24 protein-coding genes are annotated in these 20,953 nt (G+C 72.6%); 18 read left to right on the top strand and 6 right to left on the bottom strand.

The window, feature by feature from the left end; all coding sequences use genetic code 11:
- Positions 1 to 17: 17 nt before the first annotated feature.
- Genes AC27L3_RS25065 through AC27L3_RS25045 form a run of 5 tightly spaced genes read left to right on the top strand, consistent with a single transcriptional unit; the run spans position 18 to position 4,020 of the window.
- Positions 18 to 467 carry an SRPBCC family protein gene (locus AC27L3_RS25065; protein WP_487236312.1) on the top strand — a complete coding sequence of 150 codons (450 nt, stop codon included), beginning with the start codon at positions 18 to 20 and terminating at the stop codon, positions 465 to 467.
- 46 nt (positions 468 to 513) lie between these two features.
- Positions 514 to 1,743, top strand: coding sequence for an ArsA family ATPase (locus AC27L3_RS25060; RefSeq protein WP_487236311.1), 1,230 nt, complete (start codon positions 514 to 516; stop codon positions 1,741 to 1,743).
- Between the two features lie 56 nt (positions 1,744 to 1,799).
- Positions 1,800 to 2,252 carry a DUF5304 domain-containing protein gene (locus AC27L3_RS25055; RefSeq protein WP_487236310.1) on the top strand — a complete coding sequence of 151 codons (453 nt, stop codon included), beginning with the start codon at positions 1,800 to 1,802 and terminating at the stop codon, positions 2,250 to 2,252.
- Between the two features lie 57 nt (positions 2,253 to 2,309).
- A complete protein-coding gene (locus AC27L3_RS25050; RefSeq protein WP_487236309.1) occupies positions 2,310 to 3,251 on the top strand; it encodes an ROK family glucokinase in 942 nt (313 codons plus the stop codon).
- Positions 3,252 to 3,255: 4 nt separating this feature from the next.
- Positions 3,256 to 4,020, top strand: a complete 765-nt coding sequence (locus AC27L3_RS25045) for an endonuclease/exonuclease/phosphatase family protein (protein ID WP_487236308.1) — start codon at positions 3,256 to 3,258, stop codon at positions 4,018 to 4,020.
- Between the two features lie 8 nt (positions 4,021 to 4,028).
- On the opposite strand, the gene AC27L3_RS25040 is transcribed toward AC27L3_RS25045, so the two are convergent.
- Positions 4,029 to 4,685 carry a sulfite oxidase-like oxidoreductase gene (locus AC27L3_RS25040; protein ID WP_487236307.1) on the bottom strand — a complete coding sequence of 219 codons (657 nt, stop codon included), beginning with the start codon at positions 4,683 to 4,685 and terminating at the stop codon, positions 4,029 to 4,031.
- A gap of 158 nt (positions 4,686 to 4,843) precedes the next feature.
- Between AC27L3_RS25040 and bfr the strand changes: the two genes are divergently transcribed.
- Positions 4,844 to 5,332 (top strand): bacterioferritin, encoded by a 489-nt coding sequence (gene bfr, locus AC27L3_RS25035; protein WP_344439345.1) that lies wholly within the window; start codon positions 4,844 to 4,846, stop codon positions 5,330 to 5,332.
- Positions 5,333 to 5,436: 104 nt separating this feature from the next.
- Here bfr and AC27L3_RS25030 read toward each other — a convergent pair whose 3' ends face one another.
- Entirely contained in the window at positions 5,437 to 5,673 is a 237-nt protein-coding gene (locus AC27L3_RS25030) for a (2Fe-2S)-binding protein (RefSeq protein ID WP_487236306.1), read from the bottom strand.
- A 146-nt stretch (positions 5,674 to 5,819) separates the two neighbouring features.
- The gene (locus tag AC27L3_RS25025; RefSeq protein WP_344439343.1) at positions 5,820 to 7,169 is read right to left on the bottom strand and encodes a class II 3-deoxy-7-phosphoheptulonate synthase; all 1,350 of its coding nucleotides are present in this window, start codon (positions 7,167 to 7,169) and stop codon (positions 5,820 to 5,822) included.
- A gap of 334 nt (positions 7,170 to 7,503) precedes the next feature.
- Here AC27L3_RS25025 and AC27L3_RS25020 point away from each other — a divergent pair, with 334 nt between their 5' ends.
- Complete coding sequence (locus AC27L3_RS25020) at positions 7,504 to 9,417, top strand: anthranilate synthase family protein (protein WP_487236305.1); 1,914 nt, start codon at positions 7,504 to 7,506, stop codon at positions 9,415 to 9,417.
- 70 nt (positions 9,418 to 9,487) lie between these two features.
- On the opposite strand, the gene AC27L3_RS25015 is transcribed toward AC27L3_RS25020, so the two are convergent.
- Positions 9,488 to 9,958 (bottom strand): NUDIX domain-containing protein, encoded by a 471-nt coding sequence (locus tag AC27L3_RS25015; RefSeq protein WP_487236304.1) that lies wholly within the window; start codon positions 9,956 to 9,958, stop codon positions 9,488 to 9,490.
- Positions 9,959 to 10,030: 72 nt separating this feature from the next.
- On the opposite strand from AC27L3_RS25015, the gene AC27L3_RS25010 reads away from it, so the two are divergent.
- The 7 genes from AC27L3_RS25010 (at position 10,031) to AC27L3_RS24980 (ending at position 15,381) form a co-directional block, all read left to right on the top strand.
- Positions 10,031 to 11,245: a helix-turn-helix domain-containing protein gene (locus AC27L3_RS25010; protein ID WP_487236303.1), complete on the top strand. Its 1,215-nt coding sequence runs from the start codon at positions 10,031 to 10,033 to the stop codon at positions 11,243 to 11,245.
- Positions 11,246 to 11,357: 112 nt separating this feature from the next.
- Positions 11,358 to 11,828, top strand: a complete 471-nt coding sequence (locus tag AC27L3_RS25005) for an ATP-binding protein (protein WP_487236302.1) — start codon at positions 11,358 to 11,360, stop codon at positions 11,826 to 11,828.
- Positions 11,828 to 12,049, top strand: a complete 222-nt coding sequence (locus AC27L3_RS25000) for a DUF7848 domain-containing protein (protein ID WP_487236301.1) — start codon at positions 11,828 to 11,830, stop codon at positions 12,047 to 12,049. Before AC27L3_RS25005 ends, AC27L3_RS25000 begins: the two co-directional genes overlap by 1 nt.
- A gap of 23 nt (positions 12,050 to 12,072) precedes the next feature.
- Entirely contained in the window at positions 12,073 to 12,207 is a 135-nt protein-coding gene (locus tag AC27L3_RS24995; RefSeq protein ID WP_487236300.1) for a hypothetical protein, read from the top strand.
- Between the two features lie 4 nt (positions 12,208 to 12,211).
- Complete coding sequence (locus tag AC27L3_RS24990; RefSeq protein WP_487236299.1) at positions 12,212 to 12,400, top strand: hypothetical protein; 189 nt, start codon at positions 12,212 to 12,214, stop codon at positions 12,398 to 12,400.
- Positions 12,401 to 12,517: 117 nt separating this feature from the next.
- On the top strand, positions 12,518 to 14,494 hold the full coding sequence (pknB, locus tag AC27L3_RS24985; protein WP_487236298.1) for a Stk1 family PASTA domain-containing Ser/Thr kinase: 1,977 nt from the start codon (positions 12,518 to 12,520) through the stop codon (positions 14,492 to 14,494).
- Positions 14,491 to 15,381 carry a deoxyribonuclease IV gene (locus AC27L3_RS24980; RefSeq protein WP_487236297.1) on the top strand — a complete coding sequence of 297 codons (891 nt, stop codon included), beginning with the start codon at positions 14,491 to 14,493 and terminating at the stop codon, positions 15,379 to 15,381. Before pknB ends, AC27L3_RS24980 begins: the two co-directional genes overlap by 4 nt.
- 195 nt (positions 15,382 to 15,576) lie before the next feature.
- Here the strand turns inward: AC27L3_RS24980 and AC27L3_RS24975 are convergent, their stop codons facing one another.
- Positions 15,577 to 16,170 (bottom strand): hypothetical protein, encoded by a 594-nt coding sequence (locus tag AC27L3_RS24975; protein ID WP_487236296.1) that lies wholly within the window; start codon positions 16,168 to 16,170, stop codon positions 15,577 to 15,579.
- The gene (locus AC27L3_RS24970; protein WP_487236295.1) at positions 16,163 to 16,942 is read right to left on the bottom strand and encodes an alpha/beta hydrolase; all 780 of its coding nucleotides are present in this window, start codon (positions 16,940 to 16,942) and stop codon (positions 16,163 to 16,165) included. The genes AC27L3_RS24975 and AC27L3_RS24970 overlap by 8 nt, the downstream gene beginning before the upstream one ends.
- Positions 16,943 to 17,066: 124 nt before the next feature.
- Between AC27L3_RS24970 and AC27L3_RS24965 the strand changes: the two genes are divergently transcribed.
- From AC27L3_RS24965 to AC27L3_RS24950, 4 genes are read left to right on the top strand one after another with little or no spacing between them, the layout of a single operon-like run.
- A complete protein-coding gene (locus AC27L3_RS24965) occupies positions 17,067 to 17,840 on the top strand; it encodes a lysophospholipid acyltransferase family protein (protein WP_487236294.1) in 774 nt (257 codons plus the stop codon).
- Between the two features lie 52 nt (positions 17,841 to 17,892).
- Positions 17,893 to 19,137, top strand: a complete 1,245-nt coding sequence (gene macS / locus AC27L3_RS24960) for a MacS family sensor histidine kinase (protein ID WP_487236293.1) — start codon at positions 17,893 to 17,895, stop codon at positions 19,135 to 19,137.
- Complete coding sequence (locus AC27L3_RS24955; protein WP_487236292.1) at positions 19,134 to 19,802, top strand: response regulator; 669 nt, start codon at positions 19,134 to 19,136, stop codon at positions 19,800 to 19,802. The genes macS and AC27L3_RS24955 overlap by 4 nt, the downstream gene beginning before the upstream one ends.
- 53 nt (positions 19,803 to 19,855) lie before the next feature.
- Positions 19,856 to 20,887, top strand: coding sequence for a 6-phosphofructokinase (locus tag AC27L3_RS24950; protein WP_487236291.1), 1,032 nt, complete (start codon positions 19,856 to 19,858; stop codon positions 20,885 to 20,887).
- The last annotated feature ends 66 nt before the right edge of the window (positions 20,888 to 20,953 follow it).

The following is a 20,953-nucleotide window of genomic DNA, read 5'->3' as shown; positions in this document are numbered from 1 at the left end:
ACGGAGGAGCCACGCAGATGGCGGAACACACCAGCTCGGATATCACGATCGAGGCGACCCCCGCCGAGGTCATGTCGGTCATCGCCGACTTCGACCGCTACCCGCAGTGGACGGGCGAGGTCAAGCAGGCCGAGGTGCTCGAGCGGGACGAGCAGGGCCGCGCCGCCAAGGTGCGCCTGGTCCTGGACGCCGGCGCCATCAAGGACGACCACACCCTGGCCTACAGCTGGCCGAGCCCCCATGTCGTCCAGTGGTCCCTGGTGAAGTCGCAGATGCTGCGCCAGCTCGACGGCTCCTACAGCCTGGAGCCCGCCGCGGGCGGCAAGCACACCAAGGTGACCTACACCCTCACCGTCGACGTCAAGATCCCCATGCTCGGCATGATCAAGCGCAAGGCGGAGAAGGTCATCATCGACCGCGCCCTGGACGGCCTGAAGAAGCGCGTCGAGACCGGCACGGCCTCGTAACGCCGTCACCTCGACGCACCGAACCGAACCACCGGAAGGCTCCACCGTGCGCACGGTCCTCGTCACCGGTCCCGGAGGCGCGGGCCGCACCACCGTGGCGGCGGCCACCGCACTGGCCGCCGCCCGCACCGGACGCCGCGTGCTGCTGCTCACCAGCGACCGGGGACCCACCCCGGACGCCGTCCTCGGCACGCCGCTGACCCCCGAGAGCGGGGCCCGGGGCCGTGCGCCGTGGGCCCCGCCCACCGAGGCCGCCCCCGGCCTGTGGGCCGCCCGCATCGCCCCCGGCGAGCACTTCCGTACCCTCGCCGGCGACCTGCAGCAGCGCGGCGCCTCCGTGTTCGACCTGCTGGGCGCCAGCCCCCTCGACCCCGAGGAGCTCACCGAACTGCCCGGCGCCGGCCAGCTGTCGCTGCTGGCCGCCCTGCGGGCCGCGCACGCCGACGCTGATCGGTGGCAGACGCTCGTCGTCGACATGCCGCCCGTCCACGAGGCCGTCGCCCTGCTCGCCCTGCCCGAGCAGCTCGGCCGCTACCTCGAGCGCCTGCTGCCCCCCGAGCGCCAGGCCGCCCGCGCCCTGCGCCCCGTCCTCGCCCAGCTGGCCCGCGTGCCCATGCCCGCCCAGCGGCTGTACGAGACCGCCGCCCAGTGGCAGCAGGAGCTCGCCGCCGTACGGCAGGTGATCGAGGCGCCGGACACGACCGTACGGCTCGTCGCCGAACCCGGCGCCGTGGCCACCGAGGCGCTGCGCACCGCCCGGGCCGGCCTGGCCCTGCACGGCTGCCGGATCGACTCCCTGGTGGCCAACCGCCTGCTGCCGGACGGCTCCGCCGACCCCTGGCTCGCGGGCCTGGCCGCCGAGCAGCAGGGCGCCCACAAGGAGCTGTGCGCGGAGTTCCTCGCCGACGGCGTCACCGTCCGCGAGCTGCCCCACCTCGGGCGCTCCCCGCGCGGGGCGCAGGACCTGGCCCTGCTCGCCGCCCGCGCCACCCTGCCGCCGGACGGCCGCGAGAGCGCCGACCCCTGGCGGGTGGCGGACCGCCTGGCCACCGACGGGATGCTCACCTGGCACCTGCCCCTGCCCGGCGCCCGCCGCGAGGAGCTGGACCTGGTGCGGCGCGGCGACGAACTCGTCCTGACCGTCGGCCCGTTCCGCCGCGTGCTGCCGCTGCCCTCCGCCCTGCGCCGGTGCAGCGTCTCGGGCGCCGCGCTGCGCGACGGCGAGCTGTGCGTACGCTTCGTGCCCGATCCCGATCTCTGGCCGAGGACGTCCTGAACGCCCGGGCGTCGGTCGGGTAACGTCGAAGGAAATACCGCGTGCAGGAGTCCGTCATGAGCGATCCCACCGAGCGCCCCGGCCCCGGCCGGGAGCCCGACCCCGACGCCTGGGAGCGGGCCTGCGCCGAGGACCTCGCCGCCGAGCGGGCCCGCCACGGGCGCGGCGGCCCGCAGGAGCCCGGCAGCGCGGCCGAGGAGCTGCGCAGACTCGTCGATGCGGTGGCCGAGAAGGTCGCCGCCATCCAGCTGCCCCTGGGCGGCCCCACCGCCCAGGTCGCGGTGCGGCACTTCGTCGACCGCGCCCGCTCCGTCGTCGAGCCGGTCATCGAGCGCAACCCGGAGGTCTTCGACCACCTCGCCGGCGCCGGCTCCGAGCTGCTGGCCGCCTACCGCGCGGCCGTCCACCGCCAGGAGGCCCGCTGGACGCGCGGCGAGCCCCCGGCCCCCCGCACCGGCGGGGACGAGGGCCCCTCCTCGGGCGAGAACCACCGCATCGACCTCGACTGATCCGCTGCTCGGGTACGGTGGGTCACGGCGGGGATCGAGCGAAAAACTGAGGGACACATGGGACTCACCATCGGCGTCGACATCGGCGGTACCAAGATCGCGGCCGGTGTGGTCGACGAAGAGGGCACGATCCTGGCGACGTGCAAGGTGCCGACCCCGGAGACTCCCGAAGGGGTCATCGACGCCATCGCGGACGCGGTGCGCACGGTCAGCGAGGGCTTCGAGGTCGAGGCCGTCGGCATCGGTGCCGCCGGCTATGTGGACGACAAGCGGGCCACCGTACTGTTCGCCCCGAACATCAACTGGCGCCACGAGGCCCTGAAGGACAAGGTCGAGCAGCGCGTCGGCCTGCCGGTCGTCGTCGAGAACGACGCCAACGCCGCGGCCTGGGGCGAGTACCGCTTCGGCGCCGGCCAGGGCCACGACGACGTCATCTGCATCACCCTGGGCACCGGCCTGGGCGGCGGCATCATCATCGGCAACAAGCTGCGCCGCGGCCGCTTCGGCGTGGCCGCCGAGTTCGGCCACATCCGCGTCGTGCCGGACGGCCTGCTGTGCGGCTGCGGCAGCCAGGGCTGCTGGGAGCAGTACGCCTCCGGCCGCGCCCTGGTGCGCTACGCCCGCCAGCGCGCCCAGGCCACCCCGGAGAACGCCACCGTCCTGCTCTCCCTCGGCGACGGCACCCCCGAGGGCATCCAGGGCAAGCACATCTCCGACGCCGCCCGCCAGGGCGACCCGGTGGCGATGGACTCCTTCCGCGAGCTCGCCCGCTGGGCCGGTGCCGGCCTCGCCGACCTCGCCTCGCTCTTCGACCCCTCGGCGTTCATCGTCGGCGGCGGCGTCTCCGACGAGGGCGACCTCGTCCTCGACCCGATCCGCAAGTCCTTCAAGCGCTGGCTCGTCGGCAGCCAGTGGCGTCCGCACGCGCAGGTGCTCGCCGCCCAGCTCGGCGGCAAGGCGGGCCTGGTGGGCGCGGCGGACCTGGCCCGTCAGGGCTGAGCCCGTGCTCGGCACGCTGCCGGACCTGCCGGCCTCCCGCACCGAGCCGGACGGCTCGGCGGTCGTGCGCGTGCTGAGCTACAACGTGCGCTCCCTGCGCGACGACGTCGGAGCGCTCGCCCGGGTGATCCGGGCGTGCGCGCCCGACGTCGTCTGCGTGCAGGAGGCGCCGCGCTTCTTCCGCTGGCGCAAGGCCGCCGCCCGCCTCGCGCGGCAGGCGGGGCTGGTGTACGTCACCGGTGGCGGCACCGCCTCCGGACCGATGCTCCTGACCACGCTGCGGGCGCACGCCGAGCGCACCGAGGACGTCCTGCTGCCGCGCACCCCGGGGCTGCACCAGCGCGGGCTGGCCACGGCCGTGCTGCGCTTCGGGCCCTCGGCCCGGCTGGGGGTCGTCAGCTGCCACCTGAGCATCGACGCCGGCGAGCGCTACGAGCAGGGCCGGCTGGTGCTGGAGCGGCTCGCCGGCCTCGGCGTGCCCCATGCCGTCGTCGCCGGCGACCTCAACGACCGTCCCGACGGCCGGACGTTCTCCCTGCTGGCGGAGCACCTGCAGGACGGCTGGGCGGTGCGCCCGTGGGGCCGGGAGAACACCACGCGCCTGGGCGATCCCCCCCAGCGCATCGACGCGCTCTTCGCGACGCCCGGCGTCGAGGTGCTGGGCTGCGGGGTGCCCATGGGGCTGGCCGGCGTCACCGAGGCGGACCTCAGGGCCGCGACGGACCACCTGCCGGTGCTGGCGGCCCTGCGGGTGCCGGCCTCCGCCTGAGCGGCCGGCTACAGCTCGGGGCCGTCGCCCGGTTCCTCCTGGTAGGAGTAGCGCTGCTCGCGCCACGGGTCACCGATGTTGTGGTACCCGCGCTCCTCCCAGAAGCCCCGCCGGTCGGCGGTCATGTACTCCACGCCGCGCACCCATTTGGGACCCTTCCATGCGTAGAGGTGGGGGACCACCAGGCGTACGGGGAAGCCGTGCTCGGCGGTCAGCAGCTCGCCGTCCTTGTGCGTGGCGAAGATGGTCCGCTCCGCCGCGAAGTCCGACATGCGCAGGTTGGAGCTGAAGCCGTACTCGGCCCACACCATCACATGCGTGGCCTCGGGCGCGGGCGGGGCGAGCTCCAGGAGCGTGCGCGCGCTCACGCCGCCCCACTCGGCGCCGAGCATGCTGTACTTCGTCACGCAGTGCAGGTCGCCCACCACCGTGCTGTACGGCAGGGCGGTGAACTCCTCGTGCGTCCAGCAGTGCTTGCCGCCGTCGGCGGTCGCGCCGAAGACACGGAACTCCCAGCGCTCGGGCCGGAACTTCGGCACCGGCCCGTAGTGCGTCACCGGCCAGCCGCGCTGGAGGCGCTGCCCCGGAGGCAGCGTGGGGGCACCGCCCGGCGGTGGCTGGGGACGCTCCCCTTTGCGGCTTTCGGTGTTTTTAGAGGGCCCCATGGCTCAATGGTGGCAGACGGCGATGGGTGCTGATGACCAAGGGTGATCAGGCATAACCGGACGACCCGGATAAGTGTGCACTTACTGGACGACTTCCGGCGCCGGTGCGAGGATGCGCGCAATCCACTGGATCATCCCGCTGGGAAGGAGCCTTGGCGATGCAGGGCGACCCCGAGGTCATCGAGTTCCTCAACGAGCAGCTGACGGCGGAGCTGACCGCCATCAACCAGTACTTCCTGCACGCCAAGCTGCAGGAGCACCACGGCTGGACCAAGATCGCCTCGCATACGCGCGCCGAGTCCTTCGACGAGATGCGGCACGCCGAGACCCTCACCGACCGGATCATCTTCCTGGAGGCACTGCCCAACTACCAGCGGCTCTTCCACGTCCGGATCGGCCAGACGATCACCGAGATGTTCCAGGCCGACCGGCAGGTGGAGGTCGAGGCCATCGACCGGCTGCGGCGCGGGGTGGAGGTCATGCGGGCCAAGGGCGACATCACCTCGGCCAACATCTTCGAGTCGATCCTCGCCGACGAGGAGGACCACATCGACTACCTCGACACCCAGCTGGAGCTGATCGAGAAGCTGGGGGAGCCGCTGTACCTCGCCCAGTACATCGAGCAGGAGAACGGCGGCAGCGCGTAGGCGCTTCGCCGGAGTCCGCTACGTCGTCCGCGGGCGCGTCGTGGCTGGTCGCGCCCACGCGGCGGAGCCGCACATCGACACCGCCCCGCGCCCCTGCGGGGCGCTCAGGCAGCCCGCGCGAGCGTGGGTTCCGCGGCCAGTACGTCGCTTCCGCCGCGGTCGGCGAGTTCGCGGCGGGGGCAGGCGCCGCGGCCGAGCAGGGCCTGGATGCGGCGCACGCAGCTGCCGCAGTCGGTGCCGGCCTTGCAGGCCGAGGCGATCTGGCGAGGCGTGCAGGCGCCCTGGTCCGCGTGGTCGCGCACCTGCTGCTCCGTGATGCCGAAGCACGAGCAGACGTACACGCGGTCACCGCCTCGCCGGTCGTTCCGACCGATTGATCAATAAGGTAACCCTTACCTTACCCGGCGGGGTGGCCGAAAGACAATGCACGGAAACGCCATGGGGCGCGGATCACGTGATCCGCGCCCCACGGCGTTCGCCCACTCCCTTACTGGTCCCGGTACATCTCCGCGACCAGGAACGCCAGGTCCAGCGACTGGCTGCGGTTCAGCCGCGGGTCGCACGCCGTCTCGTAGCGCTGGTGCAGGTCGTCGACGAAGATCTCGTCGCCGCCGCCCACGCACTCGGTGACGTCGTCGCCGGTCAGCTCCATGTGGATGCCGCCCGGGTGGGTGCCCAGGCCCTTGTGCACCTCGAAGAAGCCCTTGACCTCGTCCAGCACGTCGTCGAAGCGCCGGGTCTTGTGGCCCGAGGCCGCCTCGAAGGTGTTGCCGTGCATCGGGTCGCAGACCCAGGCCACCGCGGCACCGGACGCCGTGACCTTCTCCACCAGCGTGGGCAGCTTGTCGCGGATCTTGTCCGCGCCCATCCGGGTGATGAAGGTCAGCCGGCCCGGCTCGCGCTCGGGGTCCAGCCGGTCGATCAGCGCGAGCGCGTCCTCCGGCGTCGTGGACGGGCCGAGCTTCACACCGATCGGGTTGCGGATCTTCGAGGCGAACTCGATGTGCGCCCCGTCCAGCTGGCGGGTGCGCTCACCGATCCACACCATGTGGCCCGAGACGTCGTACAGCCGGCCGGTACGCGAGTCCACCCGGGTCAGCGCCGACTCGTAGTCCAGGATCAGCGCCTCGTGCGAGGCGTAGAACTCGACCGTGCGGAACTCCTCGGGGACCACCCCGCAGGCGTTCATGAAGTTCATCGCCCGGTCGATCTCCCGCGCCACCTGCTCGTAGCGCTGACCGGACGGCGAGGAGCGCACGAAGTCCTGGTTCCAGGCGTGCACCTGCCGCAGGTCGGCGTAGCCGCCGGTGGTGAAGGCACGCACCAGGTTCAGCGTCGAGGCCGACGCCTGGTACATGCGCTTGAGCCGCTGCGGGTCCGGCGTACGGGCCTCGGGGGTGAACGCGAAGCCGTTGACGGAGTCGCCGCGGTACGTCGGCAGGGTCACCCCGTCGCGGGTCTCCGTCGGCTTCGAGCGCGGCTTGCTGTACTGGCCGGCGATCCGGCCCACCTTCACCACGGGCACCTGCCCGGCGTAGGTCAGCACCGCGCCCATCTGGAGCAGGGTCTTGAGCTTGTTGCGGATCTGGTCCGCGCCGACGGCGTCGAAGGCCTCGGCACAGTCGCCGCCCTGGAGCAGGAACGCCTCACCGCGCGCGACGGCTCCCAGACGCTCGCGCAGCTGGTCGCACTCGCCGGCGAAGACGAGAGGCGGATAGGACTCGAGCTCGGCGATCACATCGCGCAGAGCCTCTTGGTCCGGCCAGTCAGGCTGCTGCGCCGCGGGCAGAGAGCGCCAGGTGTTGCCACCGGCGTGGATGTCAGCGTTCACGGTCACGCCCTCAACACTACGGGGTCGCCACGGCGCCCCCGGCGCCGGACCGCAGTGTGAGACAGAAAACGAGACGCGTACCTACCGCTTCCGGACCGCACCCGCGCCCCGCGCCCGCACCGAAAACCGGGACAGCGGCCCCGCCCGTGGGGTACCGTGCCGGACATGTACGCACACGCAGACCGGAATCGCTTCTGGTGGTGGACCGCTCCTCCGGCGGCCCACTGATCGCGCGTACGCGACGACGACTGCGAAGGCCGCCCCGAGGGGCGGCCTTCGGCGTCCACGGACCGGACGCCGGTCACGAGGGCCGTTCCTCCCCGACCCGGAAGGAACCCCCATGACCGCCACGACCGCCGGCCCCACCGCCGACCTCATCGCCCGGCTGACCGACCCTGCCTGCCCGCCCTTCGCCCTGCTCCACCGCCGCACCCCGGGCCGGGACACCGGCACCGTCGAACTCCTCCTCGGCCCCGTCACCGAGGCCGGCCGCCTCGCCGACATCCCCCTGCCCACCGGAGCCCCCACCGGCGGCGGGGCGGCCCACGACGCCCTGGCCCTCGTCCCTTTCCGGCAGATCCGCGAGCGCGGCTTCGCCGCCCGCGACGACGGCACGCCCCTGCTCGTCCTCACCCCCCACGAGACCCACGAGCTCCCGCTCGACGAGGTCCTCGCCGCCCTGCCCGCCCACCGGGTGACCGTCGAGGGCGGCGCCTTCGACGTCGGCGACGAGGAGTACGCCGGGATCGTCCGGCGGGTCATCGAGGACGAGATCGGCACCGGCGAGGGCGCCAACTTCGTCGTCCGGCGCACCTTCGAGGGCGAGATCCACGGCTTCCACGCCGCCGACGCCCTCGCCCTCTTCCGCCGGCTGCTCGCCGGCGAGCGCGGCGCGTACTGGACGCACCTGGTGCACACCCCCGCCCGCACCCTCGTGGGCGCCAGCCCCGAGGTCCACGTACGGATGTCCGGCGGCACGGTCGTCATGAACCCCATCAGCGGCACCTACCGCTACCCGGCCGGCGGCCCCACCCCCGAGGACCTCCTCGCCTTCCTCCACGACCGCAAGGAGGTGGAGGAGCTGTCGATGGTCGTCGACGAGGAACTCAAGATGATGTGCACCGTCGGCGACATGGGCGGCGTCGTCGTCGGGCCCCGGCTCAAGGAGATGGCCCACCTCGCCCACACCGAGTACGAGCTGCGCGGCCGCTCCTCGCTCGACGTCCGCGACGTGCTGCGCGAGACCCTGTTCGCCGCCACCGTCACCGGCTCCCCCGTCCAGAACGCCTGCCGCGTCATCGAACGCCACGAACCCCGCGGCCGCGGCTACTACGCCGGCGCCCTCGCCCTCATCGGCCGCGACGCCGGCGGCGCCCAGACCCTCGACTCGCCCATCCTCATCCGCACCGCCGACATCGACCGCCGCGGCCGCCTCCACGTCGGCGTCGGCGCCACCCTCGTACGCCACTCCGATCCCTGCGGCGAGGTCGCCGAGACCCACGCCAAGGCCGCGGCCGTGCTCACCGCACTCGGCGTCCGACCGGGCCCCGTACGCCCCGCGGCGGCCCCGCCCGTCCACCTCGCCGACGACCCCCGCGTACGCGCGGCACTGGACGCCCGCCGCGCCGACCTCGCCCCCTTCTGGCTGCGAATGCACACCGCCCCCTCCACCGCCGCACCCGGCGGACATGCGCTCGTCGTCGACGCCGAGGACACCTTCACGGCCATGCTGGCCCATCTCCTGCGCACCGCCGGCCTCACCGTCACCGTCCGCCGCTACGACGAACCCGGCCTGCACGAGACCGCCCTGCACCACGACGGCCCGGTGGTCCTCGGCCCCGGCCCCGGCAACCCCTCCGACGCCACCGACCCCAAGATGCGCCTGCTGCGCACCCTCACCGCCGACCTCCTCGCCACCCACCGCCACGGCCTGCTCGGCGTATGCCTGGGCCACGAGCTCATCGCGGCGGAACTGGGCCTGCAGATCGTGCGCAAGCGCATCCCCTTCCAGGGCGCCCAGGAACGCATCGACTTCTTCGGACGGCAGGAGACGGTGGGCTTCTACAACACGTACGTGGCCCACGGCACCACCGCCGACGGCGCCGAGCTGTCCGCCGACCCGACGACGGGCGAGATCCACGCCCTGCGGGGCGACGGCTTCGCGGGCGTCCAGTTCCACCCGGAGTCGGTGCTGACCCTCAACGGCTCGGCGATCGTGGGAGAGCTGCTGGCGGGGGTGGGCGCCGTGGCGTGAGGCGCCGGCACGGCCCTGGCCGCCGCTGCCACGTGCGGGCGCGGCCGGGGCCGTGCACGACTCGGTCCCCTCAGACGGGCTCGCCGTGTTCGAGGTACTGGGGGCGGGCCTGCGCTCGTGCCGTGATCGCGCGCCTGACCCTGCGGGCCAACCGGGGAATCAACAGGTCGTCCAGCGCCTCAACGGGATGGCATTCGGCGGCCAGCAATTCGTCGGACGCGAGCTTGATCGCCCCTACTGCATCGACGTCGAGCCGACCGCCGTCGAAGACGTACAGCACCTTGTCGCCTTCGGTGTCGCTCGGCGCCCAGTCGACGACAAGGAGGGGGCCGATCGGTGGCGAGATGCCGAGTTCCTCCCGCACTTCACGACGGCAGGCGCTCAAAGGTGACTCCCCCGTCTCGACGTACCCGCCAGGGATCTCCCACTTCGGCTTGTACGACGGGCGCACCAGCAACACGTTCTCTTGTTCGTCGAAGAACAGGGCGCCTGCCGCCATACGCGGGCGTGCCATGCGTCGTTCATGCTCGTTCTCGGTCATGACCCGAGCCTACGAAGACGGGCCGGGCAGGCTGTGCCGACAAGGAGCCAGGGGAGGGCGACGATGCGGGGCATGACCGATCACCTCACGTTCGGGCAGCGCGTGCGTTTCTACCGCGACCGACGCGGGTTGAACCGCCGGGAACTCGCCGAGCTGCTCGATCGGTCGCAGGACTGGCTCTACCGGGTCGAAACGGACCGGATCCCCGTCAACAGCATCAGGATCCGGACGGACCTCGCCGACGTCCTGCGCGTGCACCTGGAAGACCTGCAGGGCTCGCCGAAGCTGCTGGAGGATCACGACGACACCAAGGGCAACGTGCCGGCGATCCGGGCCGCTCTCATGCAGTCACGGCGGCTGTCCGGCGACCTGTTCGATCGCCGGGAGGTCCCCCGCCCCGAGCGGGTCGAAGTGGAGGTCGGCCGCGCCTGGGCCCTCTACCAGGGATCTGAGTACGCCCGTCTCGGCGAAGTCCTGCCCGGTCTGCTGGCCGACACGAGGCTGGCACTGTGCAGCCGGCCCACCGGCCGTGAGCAGGCCAAGGCCCGGCGAGGCTTCGCCTTGGCCCTCCATGTGACAGCCGTCTACCTGCGGAAGCTCGGTGAGACCAACCTGGCGTGGACGGCGATCGACCAGGGCGACATGGCCGCGAGCGAACTCGGCGATCCCGTGGTGACACTCGCCGTCCGGCGCGGTGTCGCACACGTCCAGCTGGGGGCCGGTCTCGCAGAAGAAGCCGTGAACGTTACCCAGGACGCAGCACATGACGTCAGCGCGGCCTGGTGGCGCTCGTCACCCGAGGCCGTATCCGTGTACGGGACGCTGTTCCTCGGCGGGGCCGTGGCAGCGGCCCGCTCGGGCGACCGCGCACTGACCGGCGAGATGCTGCGTCGTGCCCGGGAAGCCGCTGATCGGCTGGGGGTCGACAGGAACGACATGTGGACGTCCTTCGGCCCGGCCAACGTCGAGATCCACCGGCTGGCGACGGCCTTGGAGTTCGAAGAGGTCGACGAGGCGCTGGCCATGGTTTCCCGGCCGAACGCCGGCCGGCTCGCCAGGAGCCTGCCCGTCGAGCGCCGGGCCCGCTTCCGCCTGGACATGGCACGGACGTACGGCCAGGCCCACCGGCTCGACGAGGCTGTTACCCACCTGAAGCGCGCGTTCAGGACCGCGCCCGAGCAGATCCGTGCGCACGACTTCGCGCGTGACCTGGCTCGCCGTCTGGCCAAGCAGACACGTCATCGGGATGTCCACGAGCTGGCCGTGCGGCTGGGAGCCATGAAGTAAGGACTCGGATCCACGGCTTCCGCGACCTCGGAAAAAGTTTCCGGGTTTCCCTCTGCGCGCCCTCTACGTTCACTCGCGTCGCTTACCCGTGTTCTCGAAGGATGGTCGGGACGTGAGCAATGTGAGCCCAGTGATCAGCAGACGCGCCGCGGACGTGAGGCGCGTACGGCGGTGGAAGCGCCACCCGAGATCGGTCGGCCTGGCACGTGCCGAGTTGCGTGCGGCCCTGCGGGACTGGGGCCTCGCGGAAATCGAGGATTCCGCGGCATTGGTGCTGTGCGAGCTGATGAGCAACGCCGTCCGGTGGGCCCGGGTCCCGGTGGGCCGGGAGATCGAGACGTCCTTCTGCCGCGGGGCCGGCGGCGTCCGTATCTCCGTGGACGACGCGGACGAGACACGACCGCGGCTGCGCCCCGGAGACGGGACGGGCGGCCGGGGCCTCGCCCTGGTGGCAGAGCTGTCCTCGCGCTGGGGCGTGCGAAGCCGCCGGGGCGTCGGCAAGTCGGTCTGGGCCGTGGTGACGGTTCCGGGCGGAATGTGGATTGCTCCCAGGGACGGTCGAAGCGGGTGGGAGTCGTTCTGATGGAAAGTTGGAAGTCCCTTCGCGAACGTTGGCGCCTGGTACCGGAAGCCTCGAAGCCGCGAAGCTACCGGACGAAGTGCGTGACCTGCGGAGAAACGTCGTCGGACGAGGCAACCTCCGAAATGTCGGAGCTGTGGGCTTTGCATCATTTCGAGCGCAACCCGGAGCACTCCGGCTTTCACCACATCACGACCTGCTACTCCACGGCCCTTGAGTGTTGATGACCAGGAAGGAGCACAGGAACATGGGAAAGAAGAACGAGGACGACTGGGACCCGCACGAGAACCAGGGCACCGCCACTGACCCCGACACCCGCGTGTCCCAGAACGGCGACGTCTGGTCGTCCGCTGCTGACGACGAGGAGCGCGAGAGGAAGTAGTCCCGTGATCCACGGCGAGCACCTGGCGAAGGACCTGCGGCGCGATCACGGGTTCGTCCACATCGGCCGCACCAGGGACGGCCGGGCCGTGATCATGCGCAAGGGCGACCGCTGGACGGTCGTCCCCCTGCGGCTGCTCACCCGGGAAGCCGTGGACACGATCAGGGCTCAGGCGGGGCTCGGTCCCGCCTGAGCAGCAGTCGGCCCAGGTCACGGGACAGCCGCTTCCTGTCACTGTTCGGCTGCAGAAAAGGCGTGCGGGCCGAAGGCCCTGCAGGGGGGCCCGGATCGGCTCGTAGACTCGTGTGCCGTGGATACGACCCTGCCGGACCCCCTCGTCGACCAGCTGCTCGACGGCCGCTACCGCGTCGAGGCGCGTGTCGCCGTGGGCGGCATGGCCACGGTGTACCGCGCCCTGGACACCCGGCTGGACCGCGTGCTCGCCCTGAAGGTCATGCACCCCTCCCTCGCCGCCGACGGGGCGTTCGTGGAGCGCTTCATCCGGGAGGCGCGGGCCGTGGCCCGGCTGGACCATCCCAATGTGGTCGGGGTCTTCGATCAGGGCACCGACGGGCGGTACGTCTATCTGGCGATGGAGTACGTCGCCGGCTGCACCCTGCGCGACATCCTGCGCGAGCGCGGCGCCCTGCGCCCGCGGGCCGCGCTCGACATCGCCGAGCCGGTGCTGGCGGCGCTGGGCGCCGCGCACCGGGCCGGGCTGGTGCACCGGGACATGAAGCCGGAGAACGTGCTGATCGGCGACGACGGCCGGGTCAAGGTCGCCGACTTCGGCCTGGTGCGGACGGTGGACGCCAACACCACCAGCAGTACCGGTTCGGTGCTGGGCACCGTCTCCTATCTCGCCCCGGAGCAGATCGAGCACGGCACGGCCGACACCCGTGCCGACGTCTACGCCTGTGGCGTGGTGCTGTACGAGATGCTCACCGGCGCCAAGCCGCACACCGGTGGTACCCCCGCGCAGATCCTCTACCAGCACCTGCACGAGGACGTGCCCGCGCCGTCGCAGGCCGTGCCCGGCCTCGCGCCCGGGCTGGACGCGCTGGTCGCCGCGGCCACCGCGCGCGACGCCGAGCTGCGGCCGGTCGACGCCGCGGCCCTGCTGGCGCAGGTCCGGCAGGTGCGGGCGGGCCTGGACGACGCGCAGCTCGACCTGGTGCCGCCGGGTGCCCGCACGCCCGAGCAGGGCCCGCAGCCGGCCGGTTCCGAGGAACAAACGAGCGTGATCCCCCGCCCCGTGCCGTCCGAGGACGCTACGAGCGTGATCCCGCGCGTGCCGGCGGATCCCGGCATCGACCGAACGACCCGCATCGAGCTGCCGGCCACGCCGCCGCCCGCACCGCCCGCGGCGCCGCCCGTCCCCGCGCGTCCGCGCCCCGGCCGCCCGCGGCTGTGGCTGCTGGCGGCGGCCGGTGCGCTGCTGGCGGTCCTGGCCGGGACCGGCATCTGGTACATCAACTCCGGCCAGTTCACCTCCGTACCCGCCGTGCTGGACATGACCCAGGCCAAGGCCGAGCAGGAGCTGGACAAGGCCGGGCTGGAGATCAGCGTGAAGCAGGCGTTCAGCGACACCGTCGAGCGCGGGCACGTCATCGCCACCGACCCCAAACCGGGCCGGAAGATCCGCAACACCGGCAAGGTGACGGTGACCGTCTCCCGCGGCCCGCAGAAGTCCGAGGTGCCGAACGTCGCGGGCATGACCTTCGACCAGGCCAAGAAGAAGATCGAGGACCAGGGCCTGGCGGTCGGCGAGGTCACCAGGCAGTTCAGCAACGAGACCCCGAAGGACTCGGTGCTCTCCACCGACCCCGCGCCGGGTACGCAGATGCGGCCGGAGTCCCAGGTGGCGATCGTGGTCAGCAAGGGCCGCCAGATCTCCGTGCCGGACGTCACGGGGCTGTCCGTCGCGGACGCCACCGCCCGGCTGCGTGACGCGGGCCTGGCGGTGAAGGTGGCCGACGAGCAGGTCTTCTCCGACAAGCCCAAGGGCGCCGTGGCCCAGCAGACGCCGGGCAAGGGACAGATCGCCGGCGAGGGCGACGAGATCACGGTGACGGTCTCCAAGGGCAAGGAGATGGTCATCGTCCCGGACGTCACCGGCCGCACCGAGGCCGAGGCCAAGAGGACCCTGCAGGCCGCCGGATTCCAGGTGCAGGTCGACCGCCCGTTCTTCTTCCCGCGCGACTCCGTCGAGGCCCAGTCGGTGCGCGGCGGCGACCAGGCGGCCAAGGGCGACACGATCGTGATCCGGATGAAGGGCGGACTGTGAGCACCACGAGCCCCGTGAGTGGCCGGCGGCGCAATCCCGTCGGCGGCCACATTCCCGTGGCCGGCGGGCTGGCCAGGACGGGCCTGCCGTACGCCCGCGAGATGGGCGCCGAGGCCGTGCAGGTCTTCGTCGCCAACCCGCGCGGCTGGGCGACGCCGCCGGGCAGCCCGGCCCAGGACGAGGCGTTCCGTGCCGCGTGCGCGGCCGAGGAGCTGCCCGTCTACGTCCACGCCCCCTATCTGATCAACTTCGGTTCGCACACCGAGGCCACCGTCGAGCAGTCCGTCGCGTCCCTGCGTCACTCGCTGCGCCGGGGCCGGGAGATCGGCGCGCTGGGCGTGGTGGTGCACACCGGTTCGGCGACCGGCGGCCGGGGGCGGCAGACCGCGCTGGCCCAGGTGCACGAGCGGCTGCTGCCGCTGCTGGCGGAGCTCACCCACGACGACGATCCGCGGCTGCTGCTGGAGCCGACGGCAGGCCAGGGGGCGTCGCTGTGTTCCCTGGTGGCCGACCTCGGTCCGTACTTCGAGGCGCTGGAGCACCACCCGAAGCTGGGGGTGTGCCTGGACACCTGCCACCTCTTCGCGGCCGGCCACGACCTCGCCGGGCCGGGCGGGGTGAAGGTCATGCTGGACGAGCTGGTGTCCGTGGTGGGCGAGGGCCGGCTGGGGCTGATCCACGCCAATGACTCCAAGGACGTCGTCGGCGCCCACAAGGACCGGCACGCCAACATCGGCGCCGGGCACATCGGCGCGGAACCCTTCGGGGAGCTCTTCGCGCACCCGGAGACGGCGGGCGTGCCGCTGACGATCGAGACGCCGGGCGGCAAGGAGGGCCACGCCGCGGACGTGGCCCGGCTCAAGGCCCTGCGGGACGAGCGCTGCTGAGCGCCCCGTAGGGCGCGGGGCGGTGTCGATCTGCGGCTGCGATCGGCCACCGGCGGCCCGCTACCCCGAGTCCCGGGGCGAAGCAAGGCGCCCTGTCTGCGGGCGCGTCGTGGCTTGTCGCGCCCACGCGGCGGCGCCGCAAATCGACGCTGCCCCGCGCCCCTACGGGGCGCTGCATGATCCGCCGGACGCGTCCTAGACGACGGCTCCGCGTCCCGGGTCGTCGTCGTCCTCGTCGTCGCCGTCCTTCATGCGCAGCACGAGCGTGGCGAAGCCGCCGAGGAAGCCGCCGACGCCCAGCGTGGTGATCCACCAGGTGAGCTCCTGGCGCAGCAGCACCATCACGAGCAGCAGCAGGGGGCCGCCGAGCACGGCGATCCAGGCGAAGCGGGAGGTGGTGTCCCCGGTGGGCAGCGGGGGCGGCTCGGGCGGGACGAAGTGGCCCTCGTCGTCGGCGTCGCCCGCCTTCTGCGCCGGGCTCCAGTCCCGCGGGCCCGGCGAGGCGGCGGCGCGCACGGCGGGGCCGCTGTCGGCGGGCGGGGCCGGGGTACCGGGGGCGGCGCCGGGGGCCTCCGGGGAGGGGGCGGCGGTGGGGCCGGCCTCGTCCGTACGCTCCGCCGTGCGGTGGCCGGAAGCGGTCGGCTCGTCGTCGTTGCCCGTCGCGGGCCACAGGCCCTTCTCGGGGTCGGGCTGCTCGCCGTAGGCGGCGACGAGCTCGGCCCAGGCGCGGTCCTCGTCGAGGGGGTCGCGGCTGTCGTCGCGGTCGCGGCCCGCGTCGGGCTCAGCCATGGGCGGCCGCCCCGGGCAGCTCGGCGGCCGTGGTGAGGCGGCCGATGAACGCGTGCGTCTCCTCGAAGATCTTCGGAGCGTCGTGGTCGAGGGTGGCCACGTGGTAGCTGTTCTCCAGCAGCCGCTCGGTGACGTCGAGGGAGGAGACGCGGGCCAGGATGCGCGCGGAGTCGGCCGGCGGCACCACATGGTCCTGGGGGCTGTGCATCAGCAGCAACGGCTGGGTCACCTGGGGCAGTTCGCGGTCGAGCTGCTGCAGGAAGCGGCGGAAGGAGTACGCGGAGTGCAGCGGCACCCGGTCGTAGCCGGTCTCGGTCACGCCGGGCTTGGCTATGTCGCTGGCGATGCCCTTGGTGGTGGGCATCAGGTGGCGCACCACCGGCAGGGCGCGGGCGGCCAGGCCGTGCACCTTGTTGGCCGGGTTGACCAGCGCGATGCCGGAGATCGCGTCGCCGTGGTGGGCCGCCAGCCGCAGGGCGAGCGCGCCGCCCATCGACAGGCCGCACACGAAGACCTGCCTGCAGCGCTCCCGCAGCCGCCACAGCTCGCGGTCGACCTCGGCGTACCAGTCCTGCCAGCCCGTGATCGCCATGTCCTGCCAGCGTGTGCCGTGCCCGGGAAGCAGCGGCAGGGACACCGTCAGGCCCCGCTCCGCGAGATAATCGGCCCAGGGCCGGACGGACTGCGGGGAACCGGTGAAGCCGTGACACACAAGGACGCCGACCTCTCCGCCCTCATGGCGGAACGGCTCGGCTCCGGGGAGGAGCAGCACCGGGATCTCCGATCGATGCAACGGGACAACGGACACGAGGGGCCTTGAGCCCTCAGCCTACGCGGAGCGCCGCACGGGGGGTAGGCAGGTTAAGGTCTCCTCGTCACACACAGGAGGTTCTCGGTTGTTCTACGGCGCTATGAAGCTGTCCATCGGCGGGTCGCTGAAGCTTGCCTTCCGGCCGTGGGTGGAGGGGCTGGAGAACGTACCGGCCGAGGGGCCCGCGATCCTCGCGAGCAACCATCTGTCCTTCTCGGATTCCTTCTTCCTTCCCGCGGTGCTGGATCGCAAGATCACGTTCATCGCCAAGCAGGAGTACTTCACCTCCCCCGGGGTCAAGGGCAAGCTGACGGCGGCGTTCTTCAAGGGCGTCGGCCAGCTGCCCGTGGACCGCTCGGGTGCGCGCGGGGCCGGCGAGGCCGCGATCAAGAGCGGCATCGAGGTGCTGGAGCGCGGTGAGCTCTTCGGCATCTACCCGGAGGGCACCCGTTCCCCCGACGGCCGCCTCTACCGCGGCAAGCCCGGCGGTCTGGCCCGGGTGGCCCTGGCCACGGGCGCCCCGGTGATCCCGGTGGCGATGATCGACACGGAGAAGATCCAGCCGCCCGGCAAGGTCGTGCCCAAGCTGATGCGGCCCGGCATCCGCATCGGCAAGCCGCTGGACTTCAGCCGCTACCACGGCATGGACGGCGACCGCTTCATCCTCCGCTCGGTGACCGACGAGGTCATGTACGAGATCATGAAGCTGTCCGGCCAGGAGTACGTGGACATCTACGCGACCGCCGCCAAGCGGCAGATCGCGGAGGAGGCCAAGCGCAAGGCCGAGGAGGAGAAGGCGGCCAAGGCCGCCGGCCTCGACAAGGACACGGCGAAGGACAGCAAGGACAGCGAGAGCTAGGCGGCACAGCGGCCGGTAGGACACGGCGGCCGCCCGGCAGGGGGGTCGTTTCATGTCACGGGGCACCGCAGGGCGCCCGCGCGTCGTACGGATGTCGGTGGAGCTGCCGCTGTGGCGTGCGCTGACCGGATATCGCATCCTGAGCCTGGCCTATGCGCTCGGGCTGTTCGCCCTGAACCGTCATGCGTACGCGCATCCCCTCGGGGCCGCGCTCTACATGGGCGTACTGACCGTGTGGACGGCGCTGACCTGGAACAGGGTCACCTCCGCGGAGCGCTGCACCAGGCCCTTCCTCGTCACCGACCTGGCCATCGCGCTGACGGGCATCGCGCTCACCCCGCTGCTGGACACCGCCGAGCGCATCGACGCAGGCGCGGCCACGCTGCCGTCCATCTGGACCGGCGGGGCGGTACTGGGCCTGGCCATCAAGGGCGGCTGGCGCTGGGCGGCGGCCGGCTCGACGCTCGTCGCGGTCGTCAACCTCGTCGAGCGCGGCAGTCCGGCCCGGGACACCGTGCACAACGTCGTCCTGGTGTGGGTCTCCTCCATCGCCATCGGCTACATCGTCGAGGTCGCCCGGGCCAGTGAGCGCACCCTGGCCCGCGCCCTGCAGATCGAGGCCGCCACCCGCGAGCGGGAGCGGCTGGCCCGCGACATCCACGACGGCGTCCTGCAGGTGCTGGCCATGGTCCAGCGGCGCGGCGCGCAGATCGGCGGCGAGGCGGCGGAGCTCGGCCAGATGGCCGGCGAGCAGGAGATCGCCCTGCGCACCCTGATCGCCGGCGGCCTGGTGCCGCCGCAGCGCTCGGCCGCCCAGCTCGCCGAGGACGCCGCCCTGGTACGGACCGTGGCCGCCGGCACCGCCCCGGGCCCCGCGCCCGCGCCCCCGGCCGGCCCCTGCGACGTACGGGCGCTGCTCGCGCCGCACGCCTCGGGCCGCATCACCGTCTCCGCGCCCGGTACGCCGGTGCTGCTGGAGGCGGCCGCGGCCGCCGAGCTGGCGGCCGCCGTCGGCGCCGCTCTGGACAACGTCGCCCGGCACGCCGGCGAGGACGCCCACGCCTGGATCCTGCTGGAGGACGAACCGGACGAGGTGATCGTCACCGTGCGCGACGACGGCCCCGGCATTCCCGAGGGCCGCCTGGCCGACGCCGAGCGCGAGGGGCGGATGGGCGTGGCGCTGTCCATCCGCGGCCGGCTGCGCGACCTCGGCGGCACGGCCGAACTGCTGTCGGTGCCCGGGCAGGGCACGGAAGTCGAACTGAAGGTTCCCCGGGGGAGCGAGAACGAGGCATGAGCACAGACGCAATCAAGGTGATGGTCGTCGACGACCACCCCATGTGGCGCGACGCGGTCGCCCGCGACCTGGCCGCCGCCGGCTACACGATCGTGGCCACCGCGGGCGACGGCCCGCAGGCCGTGCGCCGGGCGAAGGCCACCGCCCCGGACGTGCTGGTGCTCGACCTGAACCTGCCCGGCCTGCCCGGCGTCGCCGTCTGCAAGGAGCTCGTCGGCGAGATGCCGGGGCTGCGCGTGCTGGTGCTCTCCGCCAGCGGCGAGCACGCCGACGTCCTGGAGGCCGTGAAGTCCGGGGCCACCGGCTACCTGCTGAAGTCCGCCAGCCCCCAGGAGCTGCTGGACGCCGTGGCCCGCACCGCGGCGGGCGACCCCGTCTTCACCCCGGGCCTGGCCGGCCTCGTCCTCGGCGAGTACCGCCGGCTGGCCGCCGCCCCGGCCCCCGCCACCGCCGACGAGCCCGGCGCCCCCCGGCTGACCGACCGGGAGACCGAGGTGCTGCGCCTGGTCGCCAAGGGTCTGTCGTACAAGCAGATCGCCGAACGGCTGGTTATTTCCCACCGGACGGTGCAGAACCATGTTCAGAACACCTTGGGCAAGCTCCAGCTGCACAACCGCGTGGAGCTCGTCCGCTACGCGATAGAGCGAGGCCTCGACGACGCCTGAGCGCCCTGCGCGACCTGCGGGTGTCGTCCCCGGCGAAGGGGAGGGTGTCCGGCATGCGCATCGGAGTGCTCACGGGAGGCGGCGACTGCCCCGGACTCAACGCGGTCATCCGCGCGGTCGTCCGCAGGGGCGTCCAGGACTACGACTACGACTTCATCGGCTTCCGGGACGGCTGGCGCGGACCGCTGACCGGCGCCGTCGTGCCGCTCGGCATCCCCGCGGTCCGCGGCATCCTGCCGCGCGGCGGCACCGTCCTCGGCTCGTCGCGCACCAATCCGTTCAAGGAGCCCGACGGGGTGCGCCGCATCACCGGCACCCTGGCCGAGCACGCGGTGGACGCCCTGATCGCCATCGGCGGCGAGGACACCCTCGGGGTGGCGGCCCGGCTGCACGACGAGTACGGCGTGCGCTGCGTCGGCGTGCCCAAGACCATCGACAACGACCTGTCCGCCACGGACTACACCTTCGGCTTCGACACCGCCGTCAACATCGCCACCGAGGCCATCGACCGGCTGCACACCACGGCCGAGTCGCACATGCGCGTCCTGGTCGTCGAGGTGATGGGCCGGCACGCCGGCTGGATCGCCCTGCACTCCGGCCTGGCCGGCGGCGCCAACGTCATCCTCGTCCCCGAGCAGCGCTTCGACGTCGACGAGGTCTGCGGCTGGGTCACCTCCCGCTTCCGCGCCAGCTACGCGCCGATCGTGGTGGTCGCCGAGGGCGCGATGCCGCACGACGGCGACCTCGTCCTCAAGGACGCGGCCGCGCTCGACCCCTTCGGCCACGTCCGCCTGTCGGGGGTCGGCGAGTGGCTGGCCAAGGAGATCGAACGCCGCACGGGCAAGGAGGCCCGCACCACGGTGCTGGGTCACGTCCAGCGCGGCGGGACGCCCAGCGCGTTCGACCGCTGGCTGGCCACGCGGTTCGGGCTGCACGCGATCACGGCGGTACGGGACGGCGCCTTCGGGCAGATGGTGGCGCTGCGGGGCACGGACGTGGTGCGGGTGCCCCTGGCGGAGGCGACGGCGCGGCTGAAGACGGTGCCGCTGGAGGTCTACGAGGAGGCGAAGGTCTTCTTCGGCTGAGAAGCATTCACCCACACGGGGGGGGGGGGGGGGGGGGGGGGGGGTGGGGGCAACCCCCCCCCCGGG

It is taken from the genome of Streptomyces sp. PKA51, from assembly GCF_057552455.1.
The sequence above is the reverse complement of the archived record's forward strand: the minus strand, read 5'-3'. Positions and strand labels throughout refer to the sequence as shown.